Raw genomic sequence first — 22,825 nt, 5'->3', positions numbered from 1 at the left:
CATGAACGCATATAGCAAGGACCGTGATGCACGACCCGATGGGCCCGGGGGGGCGTCTGCCCTCGGACGCCGCGAGCCGGTGGGAGCTCTACCGGCTCCTGGCCGATCCGGTGCGCCCGCGGCTGCTCGCGCTGGCAGCGGCCGAGGAGCTCGGCGTCGGGGAGCTCTCGGAGCTGCTCCGGGAAGGTCAGCCGAAGATCTCGCGGCACGCCGCGGCGCTCCGGGACGCGGGGCTCTTGCTCGCGCGCAAGCAAGGCACGTGGACGTTGCTCCGGCTCTCGCCTGGCGCCGCGACGGATCCCGTGGTGGCCGACGCGGTGCGGGCCGGGACGGCCGCCTGCGAGGCCGACGGGGCGATGGAGCGGATCGGCGAGGTGATCGCCGGTCGCGACGCCGCGACGCGTGAGTTTTTTGCGCGCGGCGGGAGGCCCTCGCGGTCCGGCCCGCCGCTCGAGCTCGGCGCGTATCTCGCGGCGTTCGCGCCGCTCCTCGCGCATCGCGCCCTCGCGGTGGACGTGGGCACGGGCGACGGCGCGCTGCTCGAGGTGCTCTCGCCGCTCTTCGATCGGGTGATCGCGGTGGATCGCGCCGAGGCGCAGCTCGCGCTCGCGGAGGAGCGCATCCGGCGGCGCGAGCTCGCGAACGTGGAGCTCGTGCAGGGCGAATACGACGCGCCCGCGCTGCGCGACGTGGTCGCTTCGAGGGCGGCTGATGCGGGCGGCGCGGACGTGGTGTTCGCCGCGCGCGTCTTGCATCACGCGCCGAAGCCGGCCCGCGCGATGGCCGCGCTCTCGGATCTCGCGCGCCCCCAGGGTGGCGCGGTGTGCGTGCTCGACTACGAGGCGCACGACGATCAGGCCCTCTGCGAGCAGGAGGCCGATCTCTGGCAAGGCTTCGATCCCGAGACCCTGCGGCGGCTCGCCGTGGACGCGGGTCTCTCGGACGTGACGATTCGCCGTCTCCCACGCGCATGGCAGGGAGATGGCCCGGACAGGCACCTCGTCTGGCAGCTTCTGGTCGGTCGGCGCAGCGAGGGAACCACACGGACCGCCGAGATGGACAAGAGGACACGATGAGCGAAAAACCCCGCTTCAAGGTCGCCGATCTCAGCCTCGCCGACTGGGGCCGCAAGGAGATCCGCATCGCCGAGAAGGAGATGCCCGGCCTCATGGCGCTGCGCGCCGAGTACGGCAAGTCGAAGCCCCTCGCGGGCGCTCGTATCGCGGGCTGCCTGCACATGACCATCCAGACCGCGGTCCTGATCGAGACCTTGCGCGAGCTCGGCGCCGAGGTGACCTGGACGAGCTGCAACATCTACTCGACGCAGGATCACGCGGCCGCGGCGATCGCGGCGACGGGCGTGCCGGTCTTCGCCTGGAAGGGCGAGACGCTCGAGGAGTACGACTGGTGCATCGAGCAGCAGCTCTACGCCTTCGAGGGCGGCAAAGGCCCGAACATGATCCTCGACGACGGCGGTGACCTGACCACGATGGTCCACGAGAAGTACCCGCAGCTCTTCGAGGGCCCGGATCCGGTGCGCGGCATCAGCGAGGAGACGACGACGGGCGTCAACCGGCTCTACGACATGCACCGCAAGGGCCTGCTGCGCGTGCCGTCGTTCAACGTGAACAACTCGGTCACGAAGTCGAAGTTCGACAACCTCTACGGCTGCCGCGAGTCGCTCGGCGACGGCATCAAGCGCGCGACGGACGTGATGTTCGCGGGCAAGGTCGCGGTCGTCTGCGGCTACGGCGACGTCGGCAAGGGCTGCGCGCAGTCGCTCCGCGGCCTCGGCGCGCGCGTCATCGTCACGGAGATCGACCCGATCTGCGCGCTGCAAGCCGCGATGGAGGGCTACGAGGTCCGCACGCTCGAGTCGGTCGCGCACGTGGGCGACATCTTCGTGACCGCGACGGGCTGCAAGGACGTCGTCCGCGCCGAGCACATGCAGCGGATGAAGGACGAGGCGATCCTCTGCAACATCGGCCACTTCGACTCCGAGATCCAGATCGCCTGGCTCGAGACGAACCCCGAGATCAAAGAGGAGAACATCAAGCCGCAGGTCGATCACTTCATCTTCCCCGACGGCAAGCGCCTCATCGTGCTCGCCCGCGGGAGGCTCGTGAACCTCGGCTGCGCCACGGGCCACCCGTCGTTCGTGATGTCGACCTCGTTCTCGAACCAGGTCCTCGCCCAGATCGCCCTCTGGACCGAGAAGTACCCGCTCGGCGTGCACCTGCTGCCGAAGAAGCTCGATGAGAAGGTCGCCGCGCTGCACCTCGCCAAGCTCGGCGTGGAGCTGTCGACGCTCACGAAGGATCAGGCCGACTACATCGGCGTGCCCGTCGAGGGCCCGTTCAAGCCGGAAAACTACCGGTACTGAGGAAGACCACCCGGGCGCTCCGTCCCGCGGCGCGCCCGGGTTTGTCCCCTCGATCGAGCGGCTCCGAGCTCGTTCGTCCCGCCTGCCTCCCGTGGTATGAACGCGGCGTGGAGTCACGCTACCGCGCCGCAGAAGCCGCCCAGTTCGTCGAGACGTACGGCCCGCGCTGGGGCGAGGATCTCGCCCTGCGCGTCTACACCTCGCGCCTGCTCGGACAGGAACCGGACCTCGTCCTGCACGGAGGCGGCAACACGTCCGTGAAGACGAAGGTGACCGAGCTCGTCGGCGACGTGACCGACGTGCTCTACGTGAAGGGGAGCGGCTGGGATCTCGGCGCGATCGAGCCCGACGGGTTCCCCGCTTGCCGGCTCGCGCAGCTCCGCCGTATCTGCGAGCTGCCGAGCTTGACCGACGAGCAGATGGTCTCGCTCCTGCGCTCGCACATGCTCGAGCCGAGCGCGCCGACGCCCTCGGTCGAGGCCCTGCTCCACGCCTACCTGCCCTTCAAGTACATCGACCACACCCACGCCGACGCGGTGCTCACCGTCGTCGATCAGCCGGGATCGAGCAAGCTCGTGCGCGAGGTCTTCGGCGATCGCGCGCTCTTCATCCCTTACGTGATGCCCGGCTTCGCGCTGGCGAAGAGGGTCGCCGATCTCTGGCGAGCGCTGAGCCGCGCGGGTCGCGAGCCGAACGTGATGATCCTCGACAAGCACGGGATCTTCACGTGGGGCGACACCGCGCTGGAGAGCTACGAGCGCATGATCGCGAACGTGACGCGCGCCGAGCGCTGGCTCGAAGAGGCCTCGGCCATCTCGCGGCGCACGCTCTCGAGCCCCTCCCCCGACGCCTGCGCGCGCCTCGCGCCGATGATCCGCGGCGCCCTCACCCGCGCCTCCGGCGAGCGCTGGATCTGCTCCTTCCGCATGAGCCCGCAGCTTCTCGCGTTCTGCGACCGCGACGACCTCGACGAGGTCTCGCAGAAGGGCCCGGCCACGCCCGATCACGTGCTGCGCACGAAGCCTCTGCCGCTGCTCCTGCCGCCGCTCTCCCCCGACGACAAACTCAAGACGAAGGCCACGATCGAGGCCGCGATCTCGGCCTACGCGGAGAGCTACAGGGCCTACTTCCGCCGCTGCTCGGCGATGCGACCGGGCGATCGCAAGGAGCTCGACCCCTGGCCGCGCGTCGTGCTCATCGAGGGCCTCGGCGCGCTCACCCTGGGCAAGAGCCGCAAGGACGCCGAGATCGCGGCGGACATCTACGAGCACACGTCGGCCATCATCGAGCAGACCACGGCGAACGCCGGCTACGAGCCCGCGAGCGAGCTCGACATCTTCGACGTGGAGTACTGGAGCCTCGAGCAAGCCAAGCTGAAGAAGAGCGCAGGCGGGGGCAAGCCGCTCGATCGGCACGTCGCCTTCGTGACGGGCGCGGCGTCGGGGATCGGCCTCGCCACGGCGCGCGTGTTGCTCGCGGCGGGCGCACACGTGACGATGACCGATTGCGACGAGGCGGCCCTGGAGCAGACGGCCAAGCCGCTCCTCGATGCCCACGGCGATCGGGTCTTCCTCCTGCCCTGCGACGTGACGTCGAAGGACGCGGCGCGCGCGGCGATCCGCAAGTCGACGCTGCGCTTCGGCGGGCTCGACGTCGTCGTTTCGAACGCGGGGGCGGCCTTCGAGGGCCCGATCTACGGGGAACAAGGCGACAGCTCGCTGCGCGCCTCGCTGGAGCTGAACCTGCTCGGCCACCAGAACGTCGCGCGGTTCGCCGCCGACGTGATGATCCAGCAAGGCGCGGGCGGCGTGCTCCTCTTCAACGCGTCGAAGAGCGCCTTCAACCAGGGCCCGGATTTCGGCCCGTACGCCGTCCCCAAGGCCGCCCTCGTCGCGCTCATGCGCCAGTACGCCGTGGATCTCGCGCCCTACGGGATCCGCGCGAACGCGGTGAACGCCGACCGCATCCGCACGGGCATCTTCGCCGGCGGCATGCTCGAGGCCCGCGCCCGCGCGCGAGGTGTCGGCGTGGATGAATATTTCCGGGCAAACCTGCTCCGGCGCGAGACGACCGCGGCCGACGTGGCGCAGGCCTTTTTGTACCTCGCCACGGCCGAGGCGACGACGGGCTGCGTCATCACGGTCGACGGAGGAAATGCCGCGGCGTTCCCGCGTTGAATCGCGCGGGCCTCACGACGTACCATCCGCGTCGTGCGTCCCTTCCAAACCCTCTCCGCCCTCGCGTTTTGTGCCCTGTCTCTATCGAGCACGGGGTGCATCAAGCAGATGGTCCTCGAAGGCCAGATCGCGGGCACCCGCGAAGCCTCCGCGGCGATCGACACGATGACCGACTACGAGGTCGCGAAGACGATCGCCTTCAACGGCATCGGCCAGTTCGAGGGCATGCATTACCTCGCCCCGGACAACGAGGACGCGCTCTACATGCTCGCGAAGGGCTGGACGAGCGGCACGTTCGCCTTCATCGAGGACGAGATGGAGCAGGCCGAGGACGAGGAGGGCCTCGAAGGTCCGCGTTATCTGTCGCTGAAAAACCGCGCGATCGCGGGCTACGATCGCGGCCTGCAGTACGCGCTGCAGCTCCTCTCGCTCTACCACCCGGGCTTCGAGGACGCGCGGAAGAACGACGAGACGATCCGCGCGTACACCGCAGAGTTCACGGATCCCGAGCGCGACGCCCCTGCCCTCTTCTGGGCCGGCTACGCGTGGATCAGCAAGGTGAACGTCCAGAAGGAGGACCCCGCCGCCGTCGCGGATCTGTGGATCGGCGTCGCGCTCATGGAGCGATCGGTCGCGCTCGATCCGAGGTTCATGAACGGCAGCGGTCACACGATCCTCGGCGCGTACCACGCGCGCACCGCGATGGCCGAGCTCGAGGACGCGAAGAAGCACTTCGATCAGGCGATCGCCATCCACGGCGGCAAGATGCTGCTGACGCAGGTGCAGTACGCCGCGAAATACCATTGCTTGAAGGGCGACAAGGACGCGTACGTGAAAGCGCTGACCGAGGTCGTCGAGGCCGGCGACGTCTTCCCGGAGCAACGGCTGACGAACGTGGTCGCGAAGCGCCGCGCCGCGCGTTACCTCGGGAAGGTGCGCATGCGCGAGTGCGGGTTCTGATCGAGGCCGAGGGGCTCGCCTCGCGGGCGAGCCCCGGATCCCCGCGGGATCAGCCCCCGTCCTTGCCCGCTTCGAGCATCTCCTTCAGCAAGTCATCCATCGGATCCGCCTCCTTCGGCGCCTCCGCGTCGGGCGCTCCGGCGTCCGCCGCGCCCTCGCCGAGCATCTCCTTCAGCAGATCATCCATCTCGTTCGAGCCCGCGCCCGCGTCCTCGCCGCTGTCCACCGCGGGTACGACGTCGCCGGTGGGCGCGGGGTTCTCGGGCTCCTTCGCCGCCAAGCCCATCCCGTCCGCGCCCCACTTCTCGACGTCTTCCTTCGTGCAGGGCTTGAGGTTGTTCGTGTCCTCTTGCACGCACTCGAGCAGCCACGCGTCGCGCGGCGGGAGGCCGTTCTGCGCGGCCTGCGCCCGCGCCTGCGCGACGTCACCCGCGATCGTGAAGCTCGACAAGGACGGCACCACGAGCACGATCCCGAGCCCCAGCGCGAGCAGCGCGACGAAGGGCAGGACGACGCGGTAGACGTCGACGATCGGGCGCGAGAACCGGAAGCTCGAGATGAAGAGGTTCAGGCCCACGGGCGGGGTCACGTAGGCGATCTCGAGGTTCAGGAGGAACATCACCGCGAGGTGGAAGGGGTTCACCTGGAACGTCGCGGCGAGCGGGATCAAAAGCGGCAGCGCGACGAGCAACGCGCTGAACGCGTCCATCAGCATGCCGAGGATGAAGAGGAAGACGTTCAGGACGAGGATGAACTGCCACGCCGCGTTCATGCCGCGCGTGGTGAACCACTCGAGGATCGCCTGCGGGATGCGCTCCTGGATGATGTAGTTCGTCATGGCCGTGGCCATGGCGAGGATGAGGATGATCGCGCCCGAGAGCGTCATCGCGTCGCGCGCGACCTTGACGACCTTGCGCCCCGTGAGGTCCTTGTAGACGAAGACCTCCACGATCAGCGTGTAGACGGCCGCCGCCGCCGCGCTCTCGTCGAGCTCCATGAGCCCCGTCGTGAGGCCGAGGCCCACGAGCAGCGGCGTCGCGAGCTCCCATTTCACGTGCCAGAGGGCCTTGCCGACCTCGTCGACGTCGAAGCGCGCGCGCGGGATGCCCGAGCGCAGCCCCTCCCAGAAGGCGTAGCCGCAGAGCAGCACCATGAGGAGCAAACCCGGCGGGAACGTGGCCTTGTAGGCGCGCGTGACGTCGACACCCGCGATGAAGGCGTAGACCATCACGAGCGGGCTCGGGAAGAAGAGCAGGCCCATCGCGCCCGCCGTCGTGACGAGCCCGAGCGTGAACCGCTCCGAATAACCCTGACGCCGGAGCGCCGGATACAGGAGGCCGCCGATGGCCACGATCGTGACGCCGCTGCCGCCCGTGAGCGTCGTGAAGAACGCGCTCGCCACGATGCACACGATCGCGAGGCCACCCGGCATCCACCCGAGCACCGCCGACGCCGCGCGCACGATACGGTCGGGCGTCTTCGACTCGGCCATCAGGTAACCGACGAACGTGAAGAGCGGGATCGTGACGAGGATCGGCGAATTCGAGAACTTGTCCTCGAGGACGTTCGCCGCGATGAAGCGCACGAAGCGCTGATCGGCGATGTCCGAGCCGAGCCACGACAGGATGGAGATGCCGCCCATCACGGCGAAGAGCGGCATCCCCACGAGCGTGAGGAGGATGATGACGATCACCCAGGGCTTCATCGCGCTCCCTCCCCGGCCGCCGCAGGCGCGGTGGGTTCGTCGTCCTCGTCGGGCTCTTCGGCGTCGGGCTCGACCGAGGCGTGGCCCGACGCGACGAGCAACGCGCGCAGGAGCACGCGCAGGCCGATCATCCAGAGGCCCACGAGCCACATGAGGTTCATGTCGTGGATGAGCAAGCCACGCGCGCTCTCCCCGGGCAGGTTCACGACCGCGATGCGCGGCTGCTCCTCGGCCTCCGGCGGCGCCTTCATCATCACGAGCTCCTCCGCGGTGAAGCGCTCGCCAAACCCTGCCTCGTCGAGCCACGTGTTCCAGGCGCGACCGTTCATCCGTGAAGGAGTGTCCCAGCGGACCCCTTTGAAGACGACCTCCGGCATGGCCCGCAGATCGAGCGCGACCTGCTTGCGAAGGACGAAGAAGTGCAGCGACGAGGCGCGCCGGACGCCCGCGATCTTCTCGGCGAGCGGCGCCTCCTTGGGCTGGCCGAAGCCCTCGATCGAGACGTAATCGAAGAACCCGAAGCCCGCGGTGAAGCAGACGGCGGCGGTCGCGAGGGCGCCCGCGACGTGCACGAAGGGGCGGAGCTTCGGCTGCATGAAGCGCAGCACGACGTCGATGTTGATGTGCTTCGATCGCGCCGCGGCGAGCGACGCGCCGATGAGCGCGACGAGCAAGGTGAGGCGCGTGGCGACGCCACGCAGGCCGCCGAAGAGCGTGAGCGACGAGCCCTCCTGGAGCCAGTTGAGGATCGCGTCGAAGCGATCGACGCCGACCTCGCGCCACGCCGGCGCGATCGCGACGCCGATGGCCATCGCGACGACCGTCACGATCGCGCGCCTCTTCTCGTCGTCGATCCTGGCGCGGCTGGTGCCGAACCGCGCGAGCGCGCCGAGCAGCGCCGCGCCGAGCAGCGCCCGAAAGACCGTCCCCGCCGCGTTGTCCGCTTGCACGGGCGAGGCGAGGCCACGCAGCGAGATCCACGCGACGAGCGCGAACACGAGCGCGAGCAGGACCAGGAAGAGAAGCCGCGATTCGAACCACGTGAGCGCACGCTCGAGCCGCACGAACGGCGTCGCCCACGCGGCGCCCGCGCGGGGCGGCTCGGCGCTCGTCTTGGCTCCTTCTTCACGCGACGTCGTGGCCTGCGGTTCGTCGTCCTTCGTGCTCGCCGAAGGTTCGGCCTCGCTCGGCTCCTCGGCCTCGACCGGGTCCTTCTCTTCGTCGCGTTCGCCTGCCATGCGGCGACATTAACGGTTTCATGGAGGCCCGGTAAACGGCGGCGAACGCTTCGACGCGTCGCGTAAGGTGCTTTTTCCCCGACGATCCAGGGCTCTGCCGCGCCGTGACGCGTGGACAAACGGGAGCACGCGGGCTAACGAGACCAACCATGGAACAACGCGCTGACGTCGTGATCGTGGGGGCGGGGCACAACGGCCTCACGGCGGCCATCCTGCTCGCACGCAGGAAGCTTCGGGTTCTGGTCCTGGAAGAAAAACCCACCCTCGGCGGCGCCACGAAAACGGAGTTCCCTTTCGCCCGCGCCCCGAAGCTCGGCATTTCCACGGGCGCGTACCTCCTCGGCCTCGTCCCGCCGGAGCTCATCACCAAGCTCGGCGTGGATCTGCCGATGAAACGGCGTGACCCGCACTACTTCCTTCCCACGACCGACCGTCAATACCTGCTTTTCGGATCGGACACGGACTCGATGCGTCGGCAGATGTTGGAGTTCTTCTCCAACGCGGACCTGGAGGCGAACTTCGCGCTGAACCAGGAGCTCGCCGCGCTCCGCGACGACATCGCTCCCACGTGGCTCGAGGAGCCGCTCTCGATCGAGGAGACGGCAGAGAAATACGTGCGTCCCGCGCTGCGCAAGGCGTTCGTCGATCTGTGCCGCGGCTCGGTGGGCGACTACCTCGATCGCTTCGGGTTCCGGAGTGACCTCATCAAGGCGATGTACGCCGTCACCGACGGCTTCTCGGGCGTGTCCGGCGGCTACGACTCGCCCGGCACCGGCATGAACTTCCTCGTCCACAACATGTGCCGCCTGCCCGGCGCCGACGGCACGTGGATGGTCGTCGAAGGCGGCATGGGCACGGTGTCGCAGAGGCTCGCGGACAAGGCGCGCGCCGAGGGCGCGACGATCCACGAAGGCGCGAAGGTCGCGTCGATCGAGGTGACGGACGGCGCGGTGAGCGGGGTCGTGCTGGAGGACGGATCGCGGATCGCCACGAAGGTCGTGGTGTCGAACGCGGATCCCTACCGGACGCGCGGGCTCGTCGGCAAGGAGCGCCTCCCCGCGGCGCTCTGGCGACGCCTCGACGAGGTGCAGCGGCCGGGCACGACGATGAAGGTGAACCTGGCGCTCCGCGCGCTGCCGACGTTCATGTGTTTGCCCGAGGATCGCGGGCAGTACGGCGCGACGATCCACCTCTTGCCCGAGGAGAGCGTGGTGCTCGCGTGCTTGCAAAAAGCCCACGCCGACGCGATGGCCGGCCGCCTCCCGGAGTTCCCCACGATCGAGATGTACATCCACACGGCCGTCGACGGCTCGCTGCGCGACGACGCGGGCCGCCACAACGCCGCGCTCTTCGTGCAATGGGTGCCCTACGAGCTCGCGAACGGCCGCTCCTGGGACGACGTGCTCCCGGGCTACGTGAAGCACCTGCTCTCGCTCTGCGACCGCTTCGCGCCCGGCACGTCCGATCTCGTCGAGGACACGTTCGCGCTCTCGCCGCAGGGAATCGAGCGACATTTCGGCATCACGTACGGACACATCCACCACGTGGACAACAGCTACGGCTTCGCCGAACGCTTGCCGTACCGCTTCGGCGTCGCCGGCCTGTACCTCGCGAGCGCAGGCGCTCACCCGGCCGGCGCGGTGATCGGCGCCGCGGGCCACAACGCGGCCGAGGCCGTGATCAAGGACCTCGGTTAAGCTCGCCCGCGGATGTTCTCGCCCGTCGGCATCTCCCTCGCCGCAGGGATCTCGGCGCTCGCGGGTCTCGTGGAGATCACGCGGGCATGGAGGCTCGTCCGCGTGGGGAAGCTCGCGACGGCGCGCGTCGTCGCGAACACGACCGCCGAGCAAGAAGACGACGATCCGCCGCCGCGGCTACGCTTCCGCACGGAGGACGGGCTCGACGTCGAGGTCGTCGAGCGGACCCGCAAGGCCGGCGACGAGACGCGCATCGGCGCAGAGGTGCTCGTGCTCTACGATCCGAGGGATCCCGAACGCGCGCGACGAAAGGCATCGGCGCAGCTCTGGGGCCCAGGGCTCGTGTGGATCGCCTTCGCCGCGCTGCTCGGCGTCGCCGCGGTGGTCCAGGCGCTCGTGACCTAGCCGTCCCGATCAAAAAACGAGCACGGAGAAGGCAACCCGCGCGGGCAAGAACGAAGTAGTATCGGCGGAGACCGTGACCTCGGCCCAGAACCCCATCGGCCCGCCGGATCCTTCGGCCGCTCCCCAGGGCTACAACCCCACGCTGCTGGACGGGACGCCGTACCGCTTCATCGCGCCGCTCGGCCGCGGAGGCATGGGCGACGTGGTGGAGGCGGAGCACGTCGCGCTCGGCAAACGCGTGGTCGTGAAGCTCCTGCAAGAGCGACACGCGAGCCGCGCCGATTACGTGGACCGGATGCGGATCGAGGCGCAGGCGCTCGCGAAGATCACGCACCCGAACCTCGTGCAAGTGACGGACTTCGGGCAGACCGCCGAAGGTCGCACGTTCCTCGTGATGGAGCGCCTGTACGGGCGGGATCTGCGCGACGAGCTCGCGCAGCGGAGGTTCTTCCCCGTCGCCGAGGCGATCGACGTCGTACGTCAGACGCTCGCAGGCCTCGCCGCCGCGCACGACGCGGGCGTCGTGCATCGCGACATCAAGCTCGACAACCTGTTCCTGTGCGACGCGCCCGAGGGAGCGCGACGCCTCGTGAAGGTGCTCGATTTCGGCGTCGCCAAGGTCGTCAGCGTGACGGGGGAGAGCACGCCCCTGCCGCTCGCGTTCCCCACGGCCGAAGGCATCGCGATGGGCACGCCGCGCTTCTTCTCGCCCGAACAAGCGCGCGGAAAGCCCGTCGACGGCCGCGCGGATCTCTACGCCGTGGGCATGGTGCTCTACACGCTGCTCGCGGGGCGCGGGCCCTTCGATCACATCACGACGCTGCTCGATCTGGCACGCGCGCACGCCTTCCAGGTGCCGGAGCCGCCGTCGCGTCACGCGACACAAGCGCTGCCTGCGGGGCTCGATGCGATCGTGATGAAGGCCCTCGCGAAGGAGCCCGCCGAGCGTTACGCCACCGCGCGCACGTTCGCCGCGGAGCTCGAGCGCGTGGCCGACGGGCTGTCGGCGAGCAACATCCGCCCGCGCTGGGACACGACGGACGTCATGCCCACGGCGCCGATCGCGCAGAACCGAGCGCCCGAGGTCGTCGACGACGAGCCCGCGACGATGCGCGTGGACGTGCTCCCGAGAGGCGCGCTGCCCAAGGCGATGCCGGACGACGACGACGACGCGCCCGACACGCCGACGCGTCGCCTCGAGCGGCCGATGCCGTTCATGCGCACGCAACGGAAGAGCGCGATCCCGCCGCTGCCGCTGCCCGCGCCGAGGGCGCTGCCCTTGCCCGCGCCCACGCCCCCGCCCATGCCGGAGGCGAAGCCGCCCGCGACCATCAGCGAGCCGCCGAAGACGCTGGAGAACATCCCGCAGCCGTTCTCCGAGCCGCCGACGTTGCCGCGGCTCGACGCCATCAGCACCTCGCAGCCCGCAGCGAAGCCGGACGAGGCGTCGTCGCTGCCGCCGGATCCGATCCTCGACGCGACGCTGACCTCCGCCATTCGCGCGCCCAAGCCGCCGAGCGACGCGGGCTCGCTGCCGCCGGATCCGATCCTCGACGCGACCTTCCCCTCGGGCCCGCGCGAGGAGCCTGCCGCCGCGCGTATCCCCTCGGAGCACCCGTCCGCGCCGACACGCAGCGGCTCCGAGCGGCCCGCCGCCACGGGCTCGGAGCGACCCACCTCATCCGGCGGTACCGGCCGCGCCGATCGTATCTCCGCCCTGCCCGGTCGAAACCCCGACCGCCCCTCCATCGTGCCCGGCGGGCGCGATCGCATCTCGGTCCTGCCCGGCCGCACGGATCGCACCTCGGCCCTGCCCACGCGCCCCGAGCGCATCTCCGCCCTGCCCACGCGCCCCGAGCGTACGTCGAACATCCCGCCCCGCCCGGCCGAGCCCGCCGCAGCGCCCGAGCGACGAAGCGGCATCCCCGCCGCTGCGCCGCTCCACCCGCCCGCGCCGATACCCGAGGAGCAAATCGCGGCCCCGCCACCCGGCGGCGTCCGTCCGCTCCGCGCGCCCGTACCCTGGCGCAGGCGCCCCGCGGCCGGATCGACGAGCGGCGCGGCGCGCAGCGCGACGGCAACGCAGCAGAACAAGCCCGCCGAGGTCGAGAAGGGCAAGCAGCAGACGACGATGCTCATGATCGTCGCGCTGCTCGCCGTCGTCGCGGCAGGCTTCCTCGTCGCTCTTCGTGTCCTGCGCTGATCAGAACCGACCGACGAGCCCGAGCCCGGTCGGCCCGACGTTGAGCCGCAGCGAGGTCTGCTCGGGGCTCTTCCTGGCCTCGCCCCCCGAGAGGAAGATCCCCGCCACGCCGACGCCGACACCCACGACGGCGAGCGCGAAGGCGACGTTGGAGACGTTGGCCAGCGTCTTCGCAGAGTCGTTCACGGGCGTAGCTTCGTCGAGCGCCGCTTGCGTCGGACACGTGCCCGCGGGGCAGAGATCTTCCACGGTGCCCGCGCGCGAGAGCGAGAGCACGCCGGTCACCGTCCCCGCGATGAGCCCGGCGCCGCCGACGCCGAAGCCGACGTAGACGAGCGGCGAGACGCGCCGGCCGGGTTTGTCGCTGCCGCCGCCCGACGCAGCCGCGTCGCCGAGCGCGAGCGCGACCCGGAGCCGCTGCGCCTCCGCGACCTCGACCTCCTTCGACACGGGCGGCAGGCCCGTCGCCGCCGCCGAGACCTCGTGCTTGCCCGGATTGACCGGTTGTGCGTCACGCGCGGCCTCGCTCGGCAAGAGCACGCCGTTGATCTTCACCTCGACGGGCGCGCTCTCGGGCACGCCTTGCACGACGACGGTGATCGTGGGTACGCGCGTCTCGAGCTCCGCGGCGAGCTTCTTCGCGGCCTCGCGCGCCTCGGTGAACGGCTTCGGTTCGCCCGGCTTCTCGGGCGAACGCGCGACCTCGAGCGCGGCCTTGTGCGCCTCGACGAGGTGCCCGAGCTTCTCCTCGGTGCGCGCGACCTCGATGCCGGTCGAAGGCACGCCCATGATCGCGTGCGCCGCCCGATAGGCGCGCAGCGCGCCCTCGAGGTCCTTCTTCTCGACCTTGGCGTCGCCCTCATCCATGAGCGCGCGCGCCATGTCGCGTTCGGTCTTCGTCTGCGCGTGCGCGACGGCTTCTGCCGCCACGATCGTCGTGACGCCGAACAGGCACGCGACGAGCGCTCTGCGCGCCCTGTCAGAAGCCACGATCACGTCTCGTTTTCCCCGTCGAGGTGGAGGTCTGTGTCGAGATCGGCCTGGCGGGCGCCGCGGCTCCCGAGGCCTTCGCGGACGCAGACGGCGGCGGCGCGGCGACCTCGGTCGGCGTCGGCAGCGGGAGCGCGACCGGCTCGGGCGTGGGCGCAGGCGTCGGCGTGGGCGCAGGCGTCGGCGCGGGCGCCGCGACCTCCTTCGCCGTCGTCGTCACGTCGGCGGGCAGCGCTGCCGCAGCGTTGCCGCTCTCCGCGCCATCACCCTTCGTGAGCACGACGATCACGATCAGCACGAGCACGACGAGCCCGAGCCCAGCCGACACGACCGTGACCATCGCGCGCCGCCGCGACGAGCTCTTCCACTCGGCGTGCGTGACCGAGGAGCCGTGGAACGTCTGCAGCGGTGGAGGCGCGTTCGCCGCGCCGCTCATGGCCCACGGAGGCTGCTCTGCCGTGAGCGGCGACGGCGGCGGCGTGGCGACCGACGGACCCGTGCCCATCATCGTCGGCGGCGTCGCGCCCGAGACCCACGTGGCGGCTCCCGAGGCTGCAGCGCCGCTCCCCGGCAGCGGCGTCATGCTGCCCGGCGCCTGCGACGGCGCAGAGCGGTGCATGCTCGCCGCGGTCGTGTCGAGCCGGAACGGCGACGCCGGCGGCACATACCCGCCCGCAGCCAGCGCCGACAGGAACGCGTCCGCGAGCTCCTTCGCGGACTGGAACCGCTGCGCCGGATCCCGCGCGAGGGCCTTCAGAAACCAGGCGTCGAGCGTGGGCAGGAGGCCGGGCCGCCGCTGGCTCGGCGGCACGAAGCTCCCGCGCTCGATCGCGATACAAACCGCGCCGAGCGTCTCGCCTTGAAACGGCACCTGCCCCGTCAACGCTCGATACAACACGACGCCCACCGACCACAGATCCGCCCGATGATCCACGCGTCGCGCGCTCAAGATCTGCTCGGGGCTCATGTAGTGCGGCGTGCCCACCATCGCGCCCGTGCCCGTCATGCCGTCGAGCCCTTCGCTCTCGGCTGTCGCGTGCTTGGCGATGCCGAAGTCGAGGATCTTCACGAAGAGCTCGCCGTCCTGATCACACAGGAAGACGTTGTCGGGCTTCATGTCCCGGTGAACGATGCCGAGCGCGTGCGCCTTCGAGAGGGCGCGCGCGACGTGCACGACGATCGTCGCCGCTTCATCGAGGCCGATCGTGCCGACCCGCGAGAGCCGCATCCGAAGGTCCTCGCCCTCGAGCAGCTCCATCACGATGTACGGCGTACCCTCGGCGATGCCGTGATCGAAGACCTGAACGGCGTTCGGGCTCTTGATCTGCGCGCTCGCCATGGCCTCGCGCGTGAAGCGAGCCACGTACTCCTGGTCCTGCGCGAGGCGCTCGGACATGAACTTCACGGCGACCTGCGTACGGAGCGTCAGGTGCTCTGCGAGCCACACGCTGCCCATACCGCCGCGCTTGAGCGGACGAAGCAGACGCACGTTGGTACCGACGAGCGCGCCGGCCGAAAGGCTCACGGCGCGGAGAATACCACGGCATCCGCTACGGTGAGCCGCATTCGACGCGGGCCAGGCGCCTCGTCAGCCCTTGTCCCGGCTCGCGTCGTCGTCCCGGATCTCGCGCAGGATCTCCTCGACCCGATACGCGCTGTCCTGGCCCGTGTCGTAGATGAACTTGAGGTCCGGCGCCCTCCGAAGCTGAACCGCCTTGCCGACGTCGCGCCGGAGCCGCCCGCCGGCCGCCTCGAGCCCCTTCAGCATCGACCGGCGCTCCTGCTCGCCCAGCGTCGTGCCGAGCTCGTTCCGCACGAAGATCCGCGCCGTCTGCAGATCGTCGGTCATCTCCACGCGCGAGATGAGCACGCCGTGCAGGCGTGGATCCGCCATGTCCCGCAAGAGCGCCGCGAGCTCTTCCCGGACCCGCGCCGCGACCCGAGCCGACCGCAATCCCTGTCCACTCACGCGGAATCCCCTTCGTCGTCGTCGTCGTGGCCGAGATGCCCGAGCGTCTGCTCGATCCCGCCCACGACCCCTCGACCGCCTTCACCAAAGCTCACGATCTCGCTCGCCCGATCGGCGAGCAGAGCATCCGGCAGCGTGGAGGCCATGCTCACCACGCTCGAGATCATCTGATCACAAACCGTGTGCGAGTTCGACACGACCGCGACCCCGAGCGTGGCGTGCCGCGGATCGTCGAGCACCCCGACCTCCGCGACCGCCACCTTCAGCCTGCTCTGCACGCGCTCCTTGAACGAGCGCACGACGCTCCGTCTGTCCTTGAGCGATCGCGCCCCGGGCACGTCCAGCCTCAGCCTCAACACACCAACAAACATTTTTGTACCAGGGGGCGATGCCCCCTACGCGCCGGCGCGGGCCGGCGCTACCCAGCGATGCCCCCTACGCGCCGGCGCGGGCCGGCGCTACCCAGCGATGCCCCCTACGCGCCGGCGCGGGCCGGCGCTACCCAGGGCGCGGTCCCTCGCGAAGCTCAGGTGAGCTTCGTCTTGATCTCTTCGATCTCGAAGGACTCGATGATGTCGCTCTCCTTGATGTCCGGGGAGTTCTCGAGCGAGATACCGCACTCGAACCCCTCGGCCACCTCTTTCGCGTCGTCCTTGAAGCGGCGCAGGCCCGAGAGCTTGCCCGTCCAGACGACGACGTTGTCGCGAATGAGCCGCGCCTCCGCCGTCCGCTTCACGAGCCCGCTCGTCACCATACAGCCGGCGATCGTGCCCATCTTTGTGATGCGGAAGACCTGACGAACCTCCGCACGGCCGAGCTGCTTCTCGACCTTCGTGGCAGGCAAGAGGCCCTCCATCGCGGAGCGGATGTCGTCGACCGCGTTGTAGATGATGTTGTAGAGCCGGATCTCGACGCCCTCGGTCTCGGCATGGCTGGCGGCCTTGCCCGCGGGGCGGACGTTGAACCCGACGATGATCGCCTTCGAAGCGACCCCCAGATTCACGTCGCCCTCGGTGATGCCACCGACGCCCGCGTGCACGATCGTGACCTTGACCTTCTGCGTCGAGAGCTTCGAGAGCGCATGGCAGATGGCCTCGACCGAGCCCTGCACGTCGCCCTTCACGATGAGCTTCAGCTCGAGCTGATCACTCTCCGCGAGGCGCGAGGTGAGCGTCTCCAGCGAGACACGCGAGTCCTGCGGGATGAGCGACTTCGACGCCTTCTTGCGACGCGTCTCCGCGATCTCCTCCGCCGTCTTCGCGTCCTTCACCGCGTGCACCGGATCACCCGCGCTCGGCACCTCGTTCAAGCCGAGCACCTCGACCGGCGTCGCAGGGCCCGCCGTCGACACCGTGCGGCCGAGCTCGTCGGTCATCGCCCGGACCTTCCCCCACACGCTGCCGGCGATGATGATGTCGCCCGTGCGCAGGGTGCCGTCCTGGATCATGACGCGCGCGACCGGGCCGCGGCCGCGATCGAGCAGCGCCTCGATGACCGTCGCGCTCGCACGACGCTTCGGGTAGGCCTTGAGCTCCAGGAGCTCGGCCTGCAGGATGACCGACTCGAGGAGCTGGTCGATGTTCTGTCCGGTCTTCGCCGAGACGTGCACGAACATCGTCTGGCCGCCCCACTCCTCCGGCTGAAGCCCGAGGTTCGCGAGGTCGCGCTTGATCTTGTCGGGATCCGAGCCCGGCTTGTCGATCTTGTTCACCGCGACGATGATCGGCACCTTCGCGGCCTGCGCGTGCGAAATCGCCTCGCGCGTCTGCGGCATGACGCCGTCGTCCGCCGCGACCACGAGCACGACGATGTCCGTCAGCGAGGCGCCGCGGGCGCGCATCGCCGTGAACGCCTCGTGGCCGGGCGTGTCGAGGAAGGCGATCGTCCCGCGCGGCGTCTCGACGCGATACGCGCCGATGTGCTGCGTGATGCCGCCCGCCTCGCCCTCCGCCACGCTCGCCTTGCGGATCCGGTCGAGCAGCGACGTCTTGCCGTGATCGACGTGACCCATGACCGTGACGATCGGCGGACGAAGCTCGAAGTCCATGTCCGCCTCGGACTCGACGCGCGTCGCGTCCTCGAGCGTCTGGGTCTCGCTGACCGCGACGTCCTCGACGTTCCAGCCGAACTCGCTCGCGACGATCTTCGCGGTGTCGGCGTCGAGCGTCGAGTTGATGTTCACGCCCGTCATCCCCATGTGGAGGAGCTTCAGGAGGACATCCGTCGACTTCACGCTCATCTTGCCGGCGAGCGCCTGCAAGCTGACCTGCTCCTCGATTTTGACGACCTTCTTGTGGGAGGCCATCTCCTGCGTGGAGACCATCGCCGGCCCGCGCCGCTGCTGCATCGGAGGCCCGCCCGGACGACCACGGAACCCGCCCATGCCAGGACGCTGCGGGCCGCTGCGCGGTCCACCCGGCTGACCAGGACGGCCCGTCTGCGGACCAAAGCCCGTGCCCGGACGACCCGGTTGCGGCGCCTGGGCGCGCGGATCGTACGTCGTGCGGCGCGGCGTGGTGCGCTGCGCGGCCGGCATCGGAACGCCGGGGCGGCCCTGCCACACGTCGATGCCCGTCTTCGGCGGGGACGACGGACGCGGCGGGACCGACGACGGCGTGTCCGAAGGCCTGCGCGGCGGCGGCACGGACGACGCAGGCGCCGTGCGAGCCGGAGGCGGCGCGCTCGGCGGCGGCGTACGACCCGGACCCTGCTGCGACGCAGGCGGACGCGTCGTGGCCGGAGGCGGCGCCGTGGGCTTGGAGGGCCCTTGCTGCGCCCCACCGGCCCGCTGCTGCTGCTGCGGGGCCGCCGCCGGCTTCTGCGCGTCGGACGGCGCAGGCTTCGCCGGCTCCTCGGCCTTCTTCGACGGCTCCGCCGCGGCCTTCGGCGCAGGCTCGGCCGCCTTCGCGGCAGGCGCCGTCGCCGGAGCGGCCGGCTGCGCGGGCTGCGCGGCCTTCGGGGCCTCGGCGGGCGCCGCGACCTGCGCCGCGGGCTCCTCGGCCTTCTTGGGCGGCTCCGCCGCGGCCTTCGCGGCGGGCGCAGCCTCGACCGGAGCCGGAGCGGCCTTCGGCGCCTCGGCGACCGCAGGCGCGGGCGCAGCCTTCGGCGCCTCGGCCGGCGGCGCTGCTGCCGCCTCCACGGGCTTCGGCGCGGGCGCCTCCGGGGCCTTCTCGGGAGCGGGCTTCACGGGCTCCGCAGCCGCGACGGCAGGAGCCGGGGGCGGCGCAGGCGGAGCAACCTCACGCGCCTCCTTCGGTTCACGCTCCATCGGCTGGGCGGGCGCCGTCTGCGTCGCTGCGGGCTTCTCGGGAGCGGGAGGAGGCTTCGCGGCCTCGACGACCGGCGCCTGTGCAGGCGTCGTCCTCGGCGCGGCGGGCGTCGTCGTCGGGCTCGTCGGGGCTGGAGCGGCGGATGGAGCGGAGGCCCGCGCAGGCGGGATGGCGGCTGGAGCGGCGGCACGGGCGGGTGTCGTCGTCGGCTCGGGGCCGGAGGTTTCGCCTTCGGAGCCCCGCGCGCGACGCTTCACGACCGTCGGACGGATCCGTTCCTCGACCACCTCGGGCGCCTTTTGCCGCTCCAGATGGCGCTTCACGCGCTCCACCACATCGGCCTCGACCGCGCTCATGTGGTTGCGCACGTCGCCGATGCCCATGGACTGGAAGAGCGCGACCAGCGTCTTCTGATCCATGTTGAGCTGTTTAGCGACTTCGTACACCCGAACTTTGCTCATGCCACCTCGCTCCAATACGACAAACCCGACTCACCCGTCCGCACGACGATCCCGATCGGACCGCGCCCCATCATCATCGATCCCGCCGCCCGCATCCTCCGGCTTGGACCTGGATGTGGACTCCTGCCCGGTACCACCGGGGCGCCTCGCATCATGGCGCTTGCGGCCCGCCGCCGCACCTGAAAGCGGAGGCGCGGCGAGCGCCGAGGCCGCCTGTACGGCCTCCCTGAGCGCCGCCGCGATCCGATCATCCTTGATCGCCACGACGGCGAGCCCTTCCGCGCGCTTCGACGAAGCCGCGGCCGAGCACAACGTAGCCAACACCTTCTTCGTCCCCCAGGCGACGGCGCGCCCATCGGAGACCGCGCGACGCACGGCCGAGAGCTCCGAGCCCGCAGCCGCGTCCGTCGCGACCACGATCATCTCCGCCTCGCCCCGTACGTCCGCGCCCGTCACCGCGTCCGCCCCGACCGCGATCTTCCGCGACCGAGCCGCTGCGACGATGAGCCCCTGCACCCGCCGATCGAGCGCGCGCACGATCACACGCGAGAGCGAGCCCGCGTCGAGCGGGACGAGCTTGCCGGAAGCTGCCGTCCCCGACGGCGCCTCCTCGCCCGCCTCCTCGGGACCCTCGTCCCAGAGCAGGCTCACTTTGCCCTTGGCCGCGCGCGAAAGACCCTTCTGCGCCGCCTTCTCGACGCACGACGGCCGCGGGTGCACATGCGCGCCTCGGCCGAAGCCGCCGCCCGCCGCGTCCACCGCGACCTCGCCGCTCGGGCCGAGCACGAGACGGACGAGCACCGACGGTGCCGCCCCGGAGCGCGGGACTTCCACCCGCTCCCCGCAGCCGACACACGTGCGCACCCGCGACGAACCATCCCGGTCCGCCTGCGGCGTCGCTCGCTGCTCGTCTGTCCGTGCTTCCATCATCCCGTCTGCTTCCCTGGTCGCGGCTCGTTCACCCATGTCGATGCGCCGAGCCGCGCCCTCTTACGCCTGCTTTGCCGAAGCCGCCACTGCGGCGCGCCTCGCGTCTGCGCGGCCCGCCTCGAGCACCTTCTGCTCGCTCTCCACGAAGTCCCGCGCCCCCTGCCGGATGGCGCGCGCCTTCTTGATGCCGAGGCCCGTCCGGATCGCCAGCCGGTCCTCGTCCTCGCGCAGGATGTCCTCGACAGTCTTGTAGCCCGCCTCTTCGAGAAGGCCCACCGTCCGGTCGCCGACGCCACGGATGAACATGAGGCGCTCACGATCCGTGAGGGGCTCGGTCCGCATGCTCGCGGCCCGGATGCGCTCCTGACGCAGCCGCTCCATGGTCGTGTCGGCCTGCGTCTTGATCCGCTCGGCCACCTCGGCGCCGCCGAGCCCCGGGATCGCCGCGAGCTCCTCGACCGAGGCCTCGCTGACCTCCTCGAGCGCCCGGAAGCCGAGCCGGTACATCGACTTCGCGATCGACTCGGACACGCCGTCGATCTGCTGGAGCGCGTGGATCGCCTCCTCCTCCATCTGCTTGAACTTGGACTCGCTGATGATGTCGAGCTTCCAGTTCGTGAGCTGAGCGGCGAGCCGGACGTTCTGGCCCTTCCTGCCGATCGCGAGCGAGAGCTTCTCGTCCGGGACGACGAGCTCCATGCGCCCGTCCGCCTCGTCGACGATGACCTTGTGCACCTCGGCCGGCTGGATGGCCGCGATGACGTACCGCGCCGGATCCCGATCGAAGGGCACGATGTCGATCTTCTCGCCGCGCAGCTCCTGCACGACCGCCTGCACGCGCGAGCCCTTCATGCCGACACACGCGCCCACCGGATCGACGTCCGCGTCACGCGAGGTGACCGCGATCTTCGAACGAGCGCCCGGCTCGCGGGCGACCGAGACGATCCGCACGATGCCCTCGTAGATCTCGGGCACCTCCGCCTCGAAGAGCTTCTCCACGAGGCGCGGATCGGAGCGCGACAGGATCACCTGCGGCCCGCGCGCCTCGCGATCGATGTCCTTCACGTAGGCGACGATGCGATCGCCCGGACGGTACGTCTCGCGCGGCGTCTGCTCGCGGAACGGCAGGATCCCTTCGGTCTTGCCGATGTCGACGATGATGTTGTTGCCCTTCTCGAAGCGGCGAACGATGCCGCGGATGAGCTCGCCCTTGCGGTCCTTGTACTCGTTGAAGATGAGGTCGCGCTCGGCGTCGCGGACGCGCTGGAGGAGGACCTGCTTCGCCGTCTGCGCGGCGATGCGGCCGAACGTCGTGCGCCCGGCCTTGAGCTTCAAGATGTCGCCGAACTCTTTGTCCTGCTCGCGCGCCTTCTCCGCGTCCTCGGGGCGCCAGAAGACCTGGAAGCCGAGCTCCTCGCCGAGGGTCGCGTCGAGCTTGTGTTTCTCCACGTCGGCGAGCGAAATCTCGCGCTCGGGCTCGGCAACTTCCTCGACGACGGTCATGTACTGGAAGAGGTCGACCTGGCCGCTGTCCTCGTTGAACCGCGCCTCGAGCTCGCGCGTCGGCCCGAAGACGCTCTGGGCCGCCTTCAAGATCGCCGCCTCGATCGTCTCGACGAGGATCTTCCGGTCGATGCCCTTCTCCTTCGCGACCTGCTCGAGGATCGCCCCGAGGCTCGTATCCACGGTGGGCGTCGCTCCCATCGTTGCCATGGCTGCTCGCTCTCCTGATCTCAACTACCGGTTACCGCTTTGCTTGGACTTGCCCGCGCGCCCGCTCTTCTTCTGCTTCTTCGGCTGCGTCGCGAGTTCGAACACGAGACGCGCCTCCACGACATCCGCGAAAGGCGCTTCGATCCGCTTGCCGTCGACGATGACGGCGACCTTGTCGTCCGGCGCCTCCACGAGCTCGCCGCGCAGGAGGCTCTGGCCGTCGGGCGCCGGGCGGGCGAGCTTCACCCGCGCCAGTTTGCCGCGGAATCGCCTGAAATCGCTGACGCTCTTGAGCCGCCGCTCGAGGCCGGGCGAAGACACCTCGAGGCTGTAGTGGTGCGGGATCGCGTCCTCGTGGGCGTCGAGCACCGTCGAGACGTCCCGCGAGACCTCCACGCAATCGTCGAGCGAGACGCCTCCCGCCGGATCCGACGAGTCCGAGAGCCCCTCACGCTCGATCGTCAGGCGCAAGGTCCAGCTCCCCTGGTCGGTGAACCACTCGAGATCCACGAAGACCACGCCGTGCGTCGCCAGCACGGGGCCGACGGCCGCGCGGATGCGGTCGAAATCGACGGTCTTCTTGCTGGGTTCTTCGTTCGACGCTTGCTGCATGCCTGAGAGGGAAGGGCGCGAGGCCCCGCGCGGCGGTAGCCCGTCTTCGCCCCGGACGCCCGCCTCGCGGGGGCCCAGAAAAAAAAAGAGCCGATTCCCAAACTTGGGAATCC

Annotated in this window: 17 protein-coding genes; 7 read left to right on the top strand and 10 right to left on the bottom strand. The window is 70.1% G+C overall.

The window, feature by feature from the left end; translation table 11 throughout:
• Positions 1-26 precede the first annotated feature (26 nt).
• The 4 genes from GF068_RS16965 (at position 27) to GF068_RS16950 (ending at position 5,520) form a co-directional block, all read left to right on the top strand.
• The gene (locus tag GF068_RS16965) at positions 27-1,076 is read left to right on the top strand and encodes a methyltransferase (protein WP_240806950.1); all 1,050 of its coding nucleotides are present in this window, start codon (positions 27-29) and stop codon (positions 1,074-1,076) included.
• Positions 1,073-2,383, top strand: coding sequence for an adenosylhomocysteinase (ahcY, locus tag GF068_RS16960; protein WP_153820403.1), 1,311 nt, complete (start codon positions 1,073-1,075; stop codon positions 2,381-2,383). The genes GF068_RS16965 and ahcY overlap by 4 nt, the downstream gene beginning before the upstream one ends.
• 107 nt (positions 2,384-2,490) lie before the next feature.
• A complete protein-coding gene (locus GF068_RS16955; RefSeq protein WP_338046425.1) occupies positions 2,491-4,560 on the top strand; it encodes a bifunctional aldolase/short-chain dehydrogenase in 2,070 nt (689 codons plus the stop codon).
• 33 nt (positions 4,561-4,593) lie between these two features.
• Positions 4,594-5,520: a TRAP transporter TatT component family protein gene (locus GF068_RS16950; RefSeq protein ID WP_153820401.1), complete on the top strand. Its 927-nt coding sequence runs from the start codon at positions 4,594-4,596 to the stop codon at positions 5,518-5,520.
• Positions 5,521-5,569: 49 nt separating this feature from the next.
• Here GF068_RS16950 and GF068_RS16945 read toward each other — a convergent pair whose 3' ends face one another.
• Together GF068_RS16945 and GF068_RS16940 are read right to left on the bottom strand one after the other, a co-directional pair.
• Positions 5,570-7,225, bottom strand: coding sequence for a TRAP transporter large permease (locus GF068_RS16945; RefSeq protein ID WP_153820400.1), 1,656 nt, complete (start codon positions 7,223-7,225; stop codon positions 5,570-5,572).
• Positions 7,222-8,463: a TRAP transporter small permease gene (locus GF068_RS16940; protein WP_153820399.1), complete on the bottom strand. Its 1,242-nt coding sequence runs from the start codon at positions 8,461-8,463 to the stop codon at positions 7,222-7,224. Before GF068_RS16940 ends, GF068_RS16945 begins: the two co-directional genes overlap by 4 nt.
• Positions 8,464-8,612: 149 nt before the next feature.
• On the opposite strand from GF068_RS16940, the gene GF068_RS16935 reads away from it, so the two are divergent.
• From GF068_RS16935 to GF068_RS16925, 3 genes are all read left to right on the top strand, one after another.
• The gene (locus GF068_RS16935) at positions 8,613-10,160 is read left to right on the top strand and encodes a phytoene desaturase family protein (protein ID WP_153820398.1); all 1,548 of its coding nucleotides are present in this window, start codon (positions 8,613-8,615) and stop codon (positions 10,158-10,160) included.
• Positions 10,161-10,172: 12 nt separating this feature from the next.
• Positions 10,173-10,565: a DUF3592 domain-containing protein gene (locus GF068_RS16930; RefSeq protein WP_153820397.1), complete on the top strand. Its 393-nt coding sequence runs from the start codon at positions 10,173-10,175 to the stop codon at positions 10,563-10,565.
• Positions 10,566-10,638: 73 nt separating this feature from the next.
• Complete coding sequence (locus tag GF068_RS16925; RefSeq protein ID WP_338046424.1) at positions 10,639-12,768, top strand: serine/threonine-protein kinase; 2,130 nt, start codon at positions 10,639-10,641, stop codon at positions 12,766-12,768.
• Here the strand turns inward: GF068_RS16925 and GF068_RS16920 are convergent, their stop codons facing one another.
• The 8 genes from GF068_RS16920 to GF068_RS16885 form a co-directional block, all read right to left on the bottom strand.
• Positions 12,769-13,758 (bottom strand): hypothetical protein, encoded by a 990-nt coding sequence (locus GF068_RS16920; RefSeq protein ID WP_153820396.1) that lies wholly within the window; start codon positions 13,756-13,758, stop codon positions 12,769-12,771. It lies immediately after the preceding gene.
• On the bottom strand, positions 13,748-15,283 hold the full coding sequence (locus tag GF068_RS16915) for a protein kinase domain-containing protein (RefSeq protein ID WP_153820395.1): 1,536 nt from the start codon (positions 15,281-15,283) through the stop codon (positions 13,748-13,750). The genes GF068_RS16920 and GF068_RS16915 overlap by 11 nt, the downstream gene beginning before the upstream one ends.
• 63 nt (positions 15,284-15,346) lie before the next feature.
• Entirely contained in the window at positions 15,347-15,727 is a 381-nt protein-coding gene (gene rbfA, locus GF068_RS16910; protein WP_338046423.1) for a 30S ribosome-binding factor RbfA, read from the bottom strand.
• Positions 15,724-16,098: a DUF503 domain-containing protein gene (locus GF068_RS16905; RefSeq protein ID WP_153820394.1), complete on the bottom strand. Its 375-nt coding sequence runs from the start codon at positions 16,096-16,098 to the stop codon at positions 15,724-15,726. The genes rbfA and GF068_RS16905 overlap by 4 nt, the downstream gene beginning before the upstream one ends.
• A gap of 155 nt (positions 16,099-16,253) precedes the next feature.
• Positions 16,254-19,457: a translation initiation factor IF-2 gene (gene infB, locus GF068_RS16900; RefSeq protein WP_153820393.1), complete on the bottom strand. Its 3,204-nt coding sequence runs from the start codon at positions 19,455-19,457 to the stop codon at positions 16,254-16,256.
• Positions 19,458-19,487: 30 nt separating this feature from the next.
• Positions 19,488-20,387: a YlxR family protein gene (locus GF068_RS16895; protein ID WP_170319524.1), complete on the bottom strand. Its 900-nt coding sequence runs from the start codon at positions 20,385-20,387 to the stop codon at positions 19,488-19,490.
• A gap of 60 nt (positions 20,388-20,447) precedes the next feature.
• A complete protein-coding gene (gene nusA / locus GF068_RS16890; RefSeq protein WP_153820391.1) occupies positions 20,448-22,100 on the bottom strand; it encodes a transcription termination factor NusA in 1,653 nt (550 codons plus the stop codon).
• 24 nt (positions 22,101-22,124) lie between these two features.
• The gene (locus GF068_RS16885) at positions 22,125-22,712 is read right to left on the bottom strand and encodes a ribosome maturation factor RimP (RefSeq protein WP_153820390.1); all 588 of its coding nucleotides are present in this window, start codon (positions 22,710-22,712) and stop codon (positions 22,125-22,127) included.
• Between the last annotated feature and the right edge of the window lie 113 nt (positions 22,713-22,825).

It is taken from the genome of Polyangium spumosum (genome assembly GCF_009649845.1).
Taxonomy (GTDB): domain Bacteria; phylum Myxococcota_A; class Polyangia; order Polyangiales; family Polyangiaceae; genus Polyangium; species Polyangium spumosum.
The sequence above is the reverse complement of the archived record's forward strand: the minus strand, read 5'-3'. Positions and strand labels throughout refer to the sequence as shown.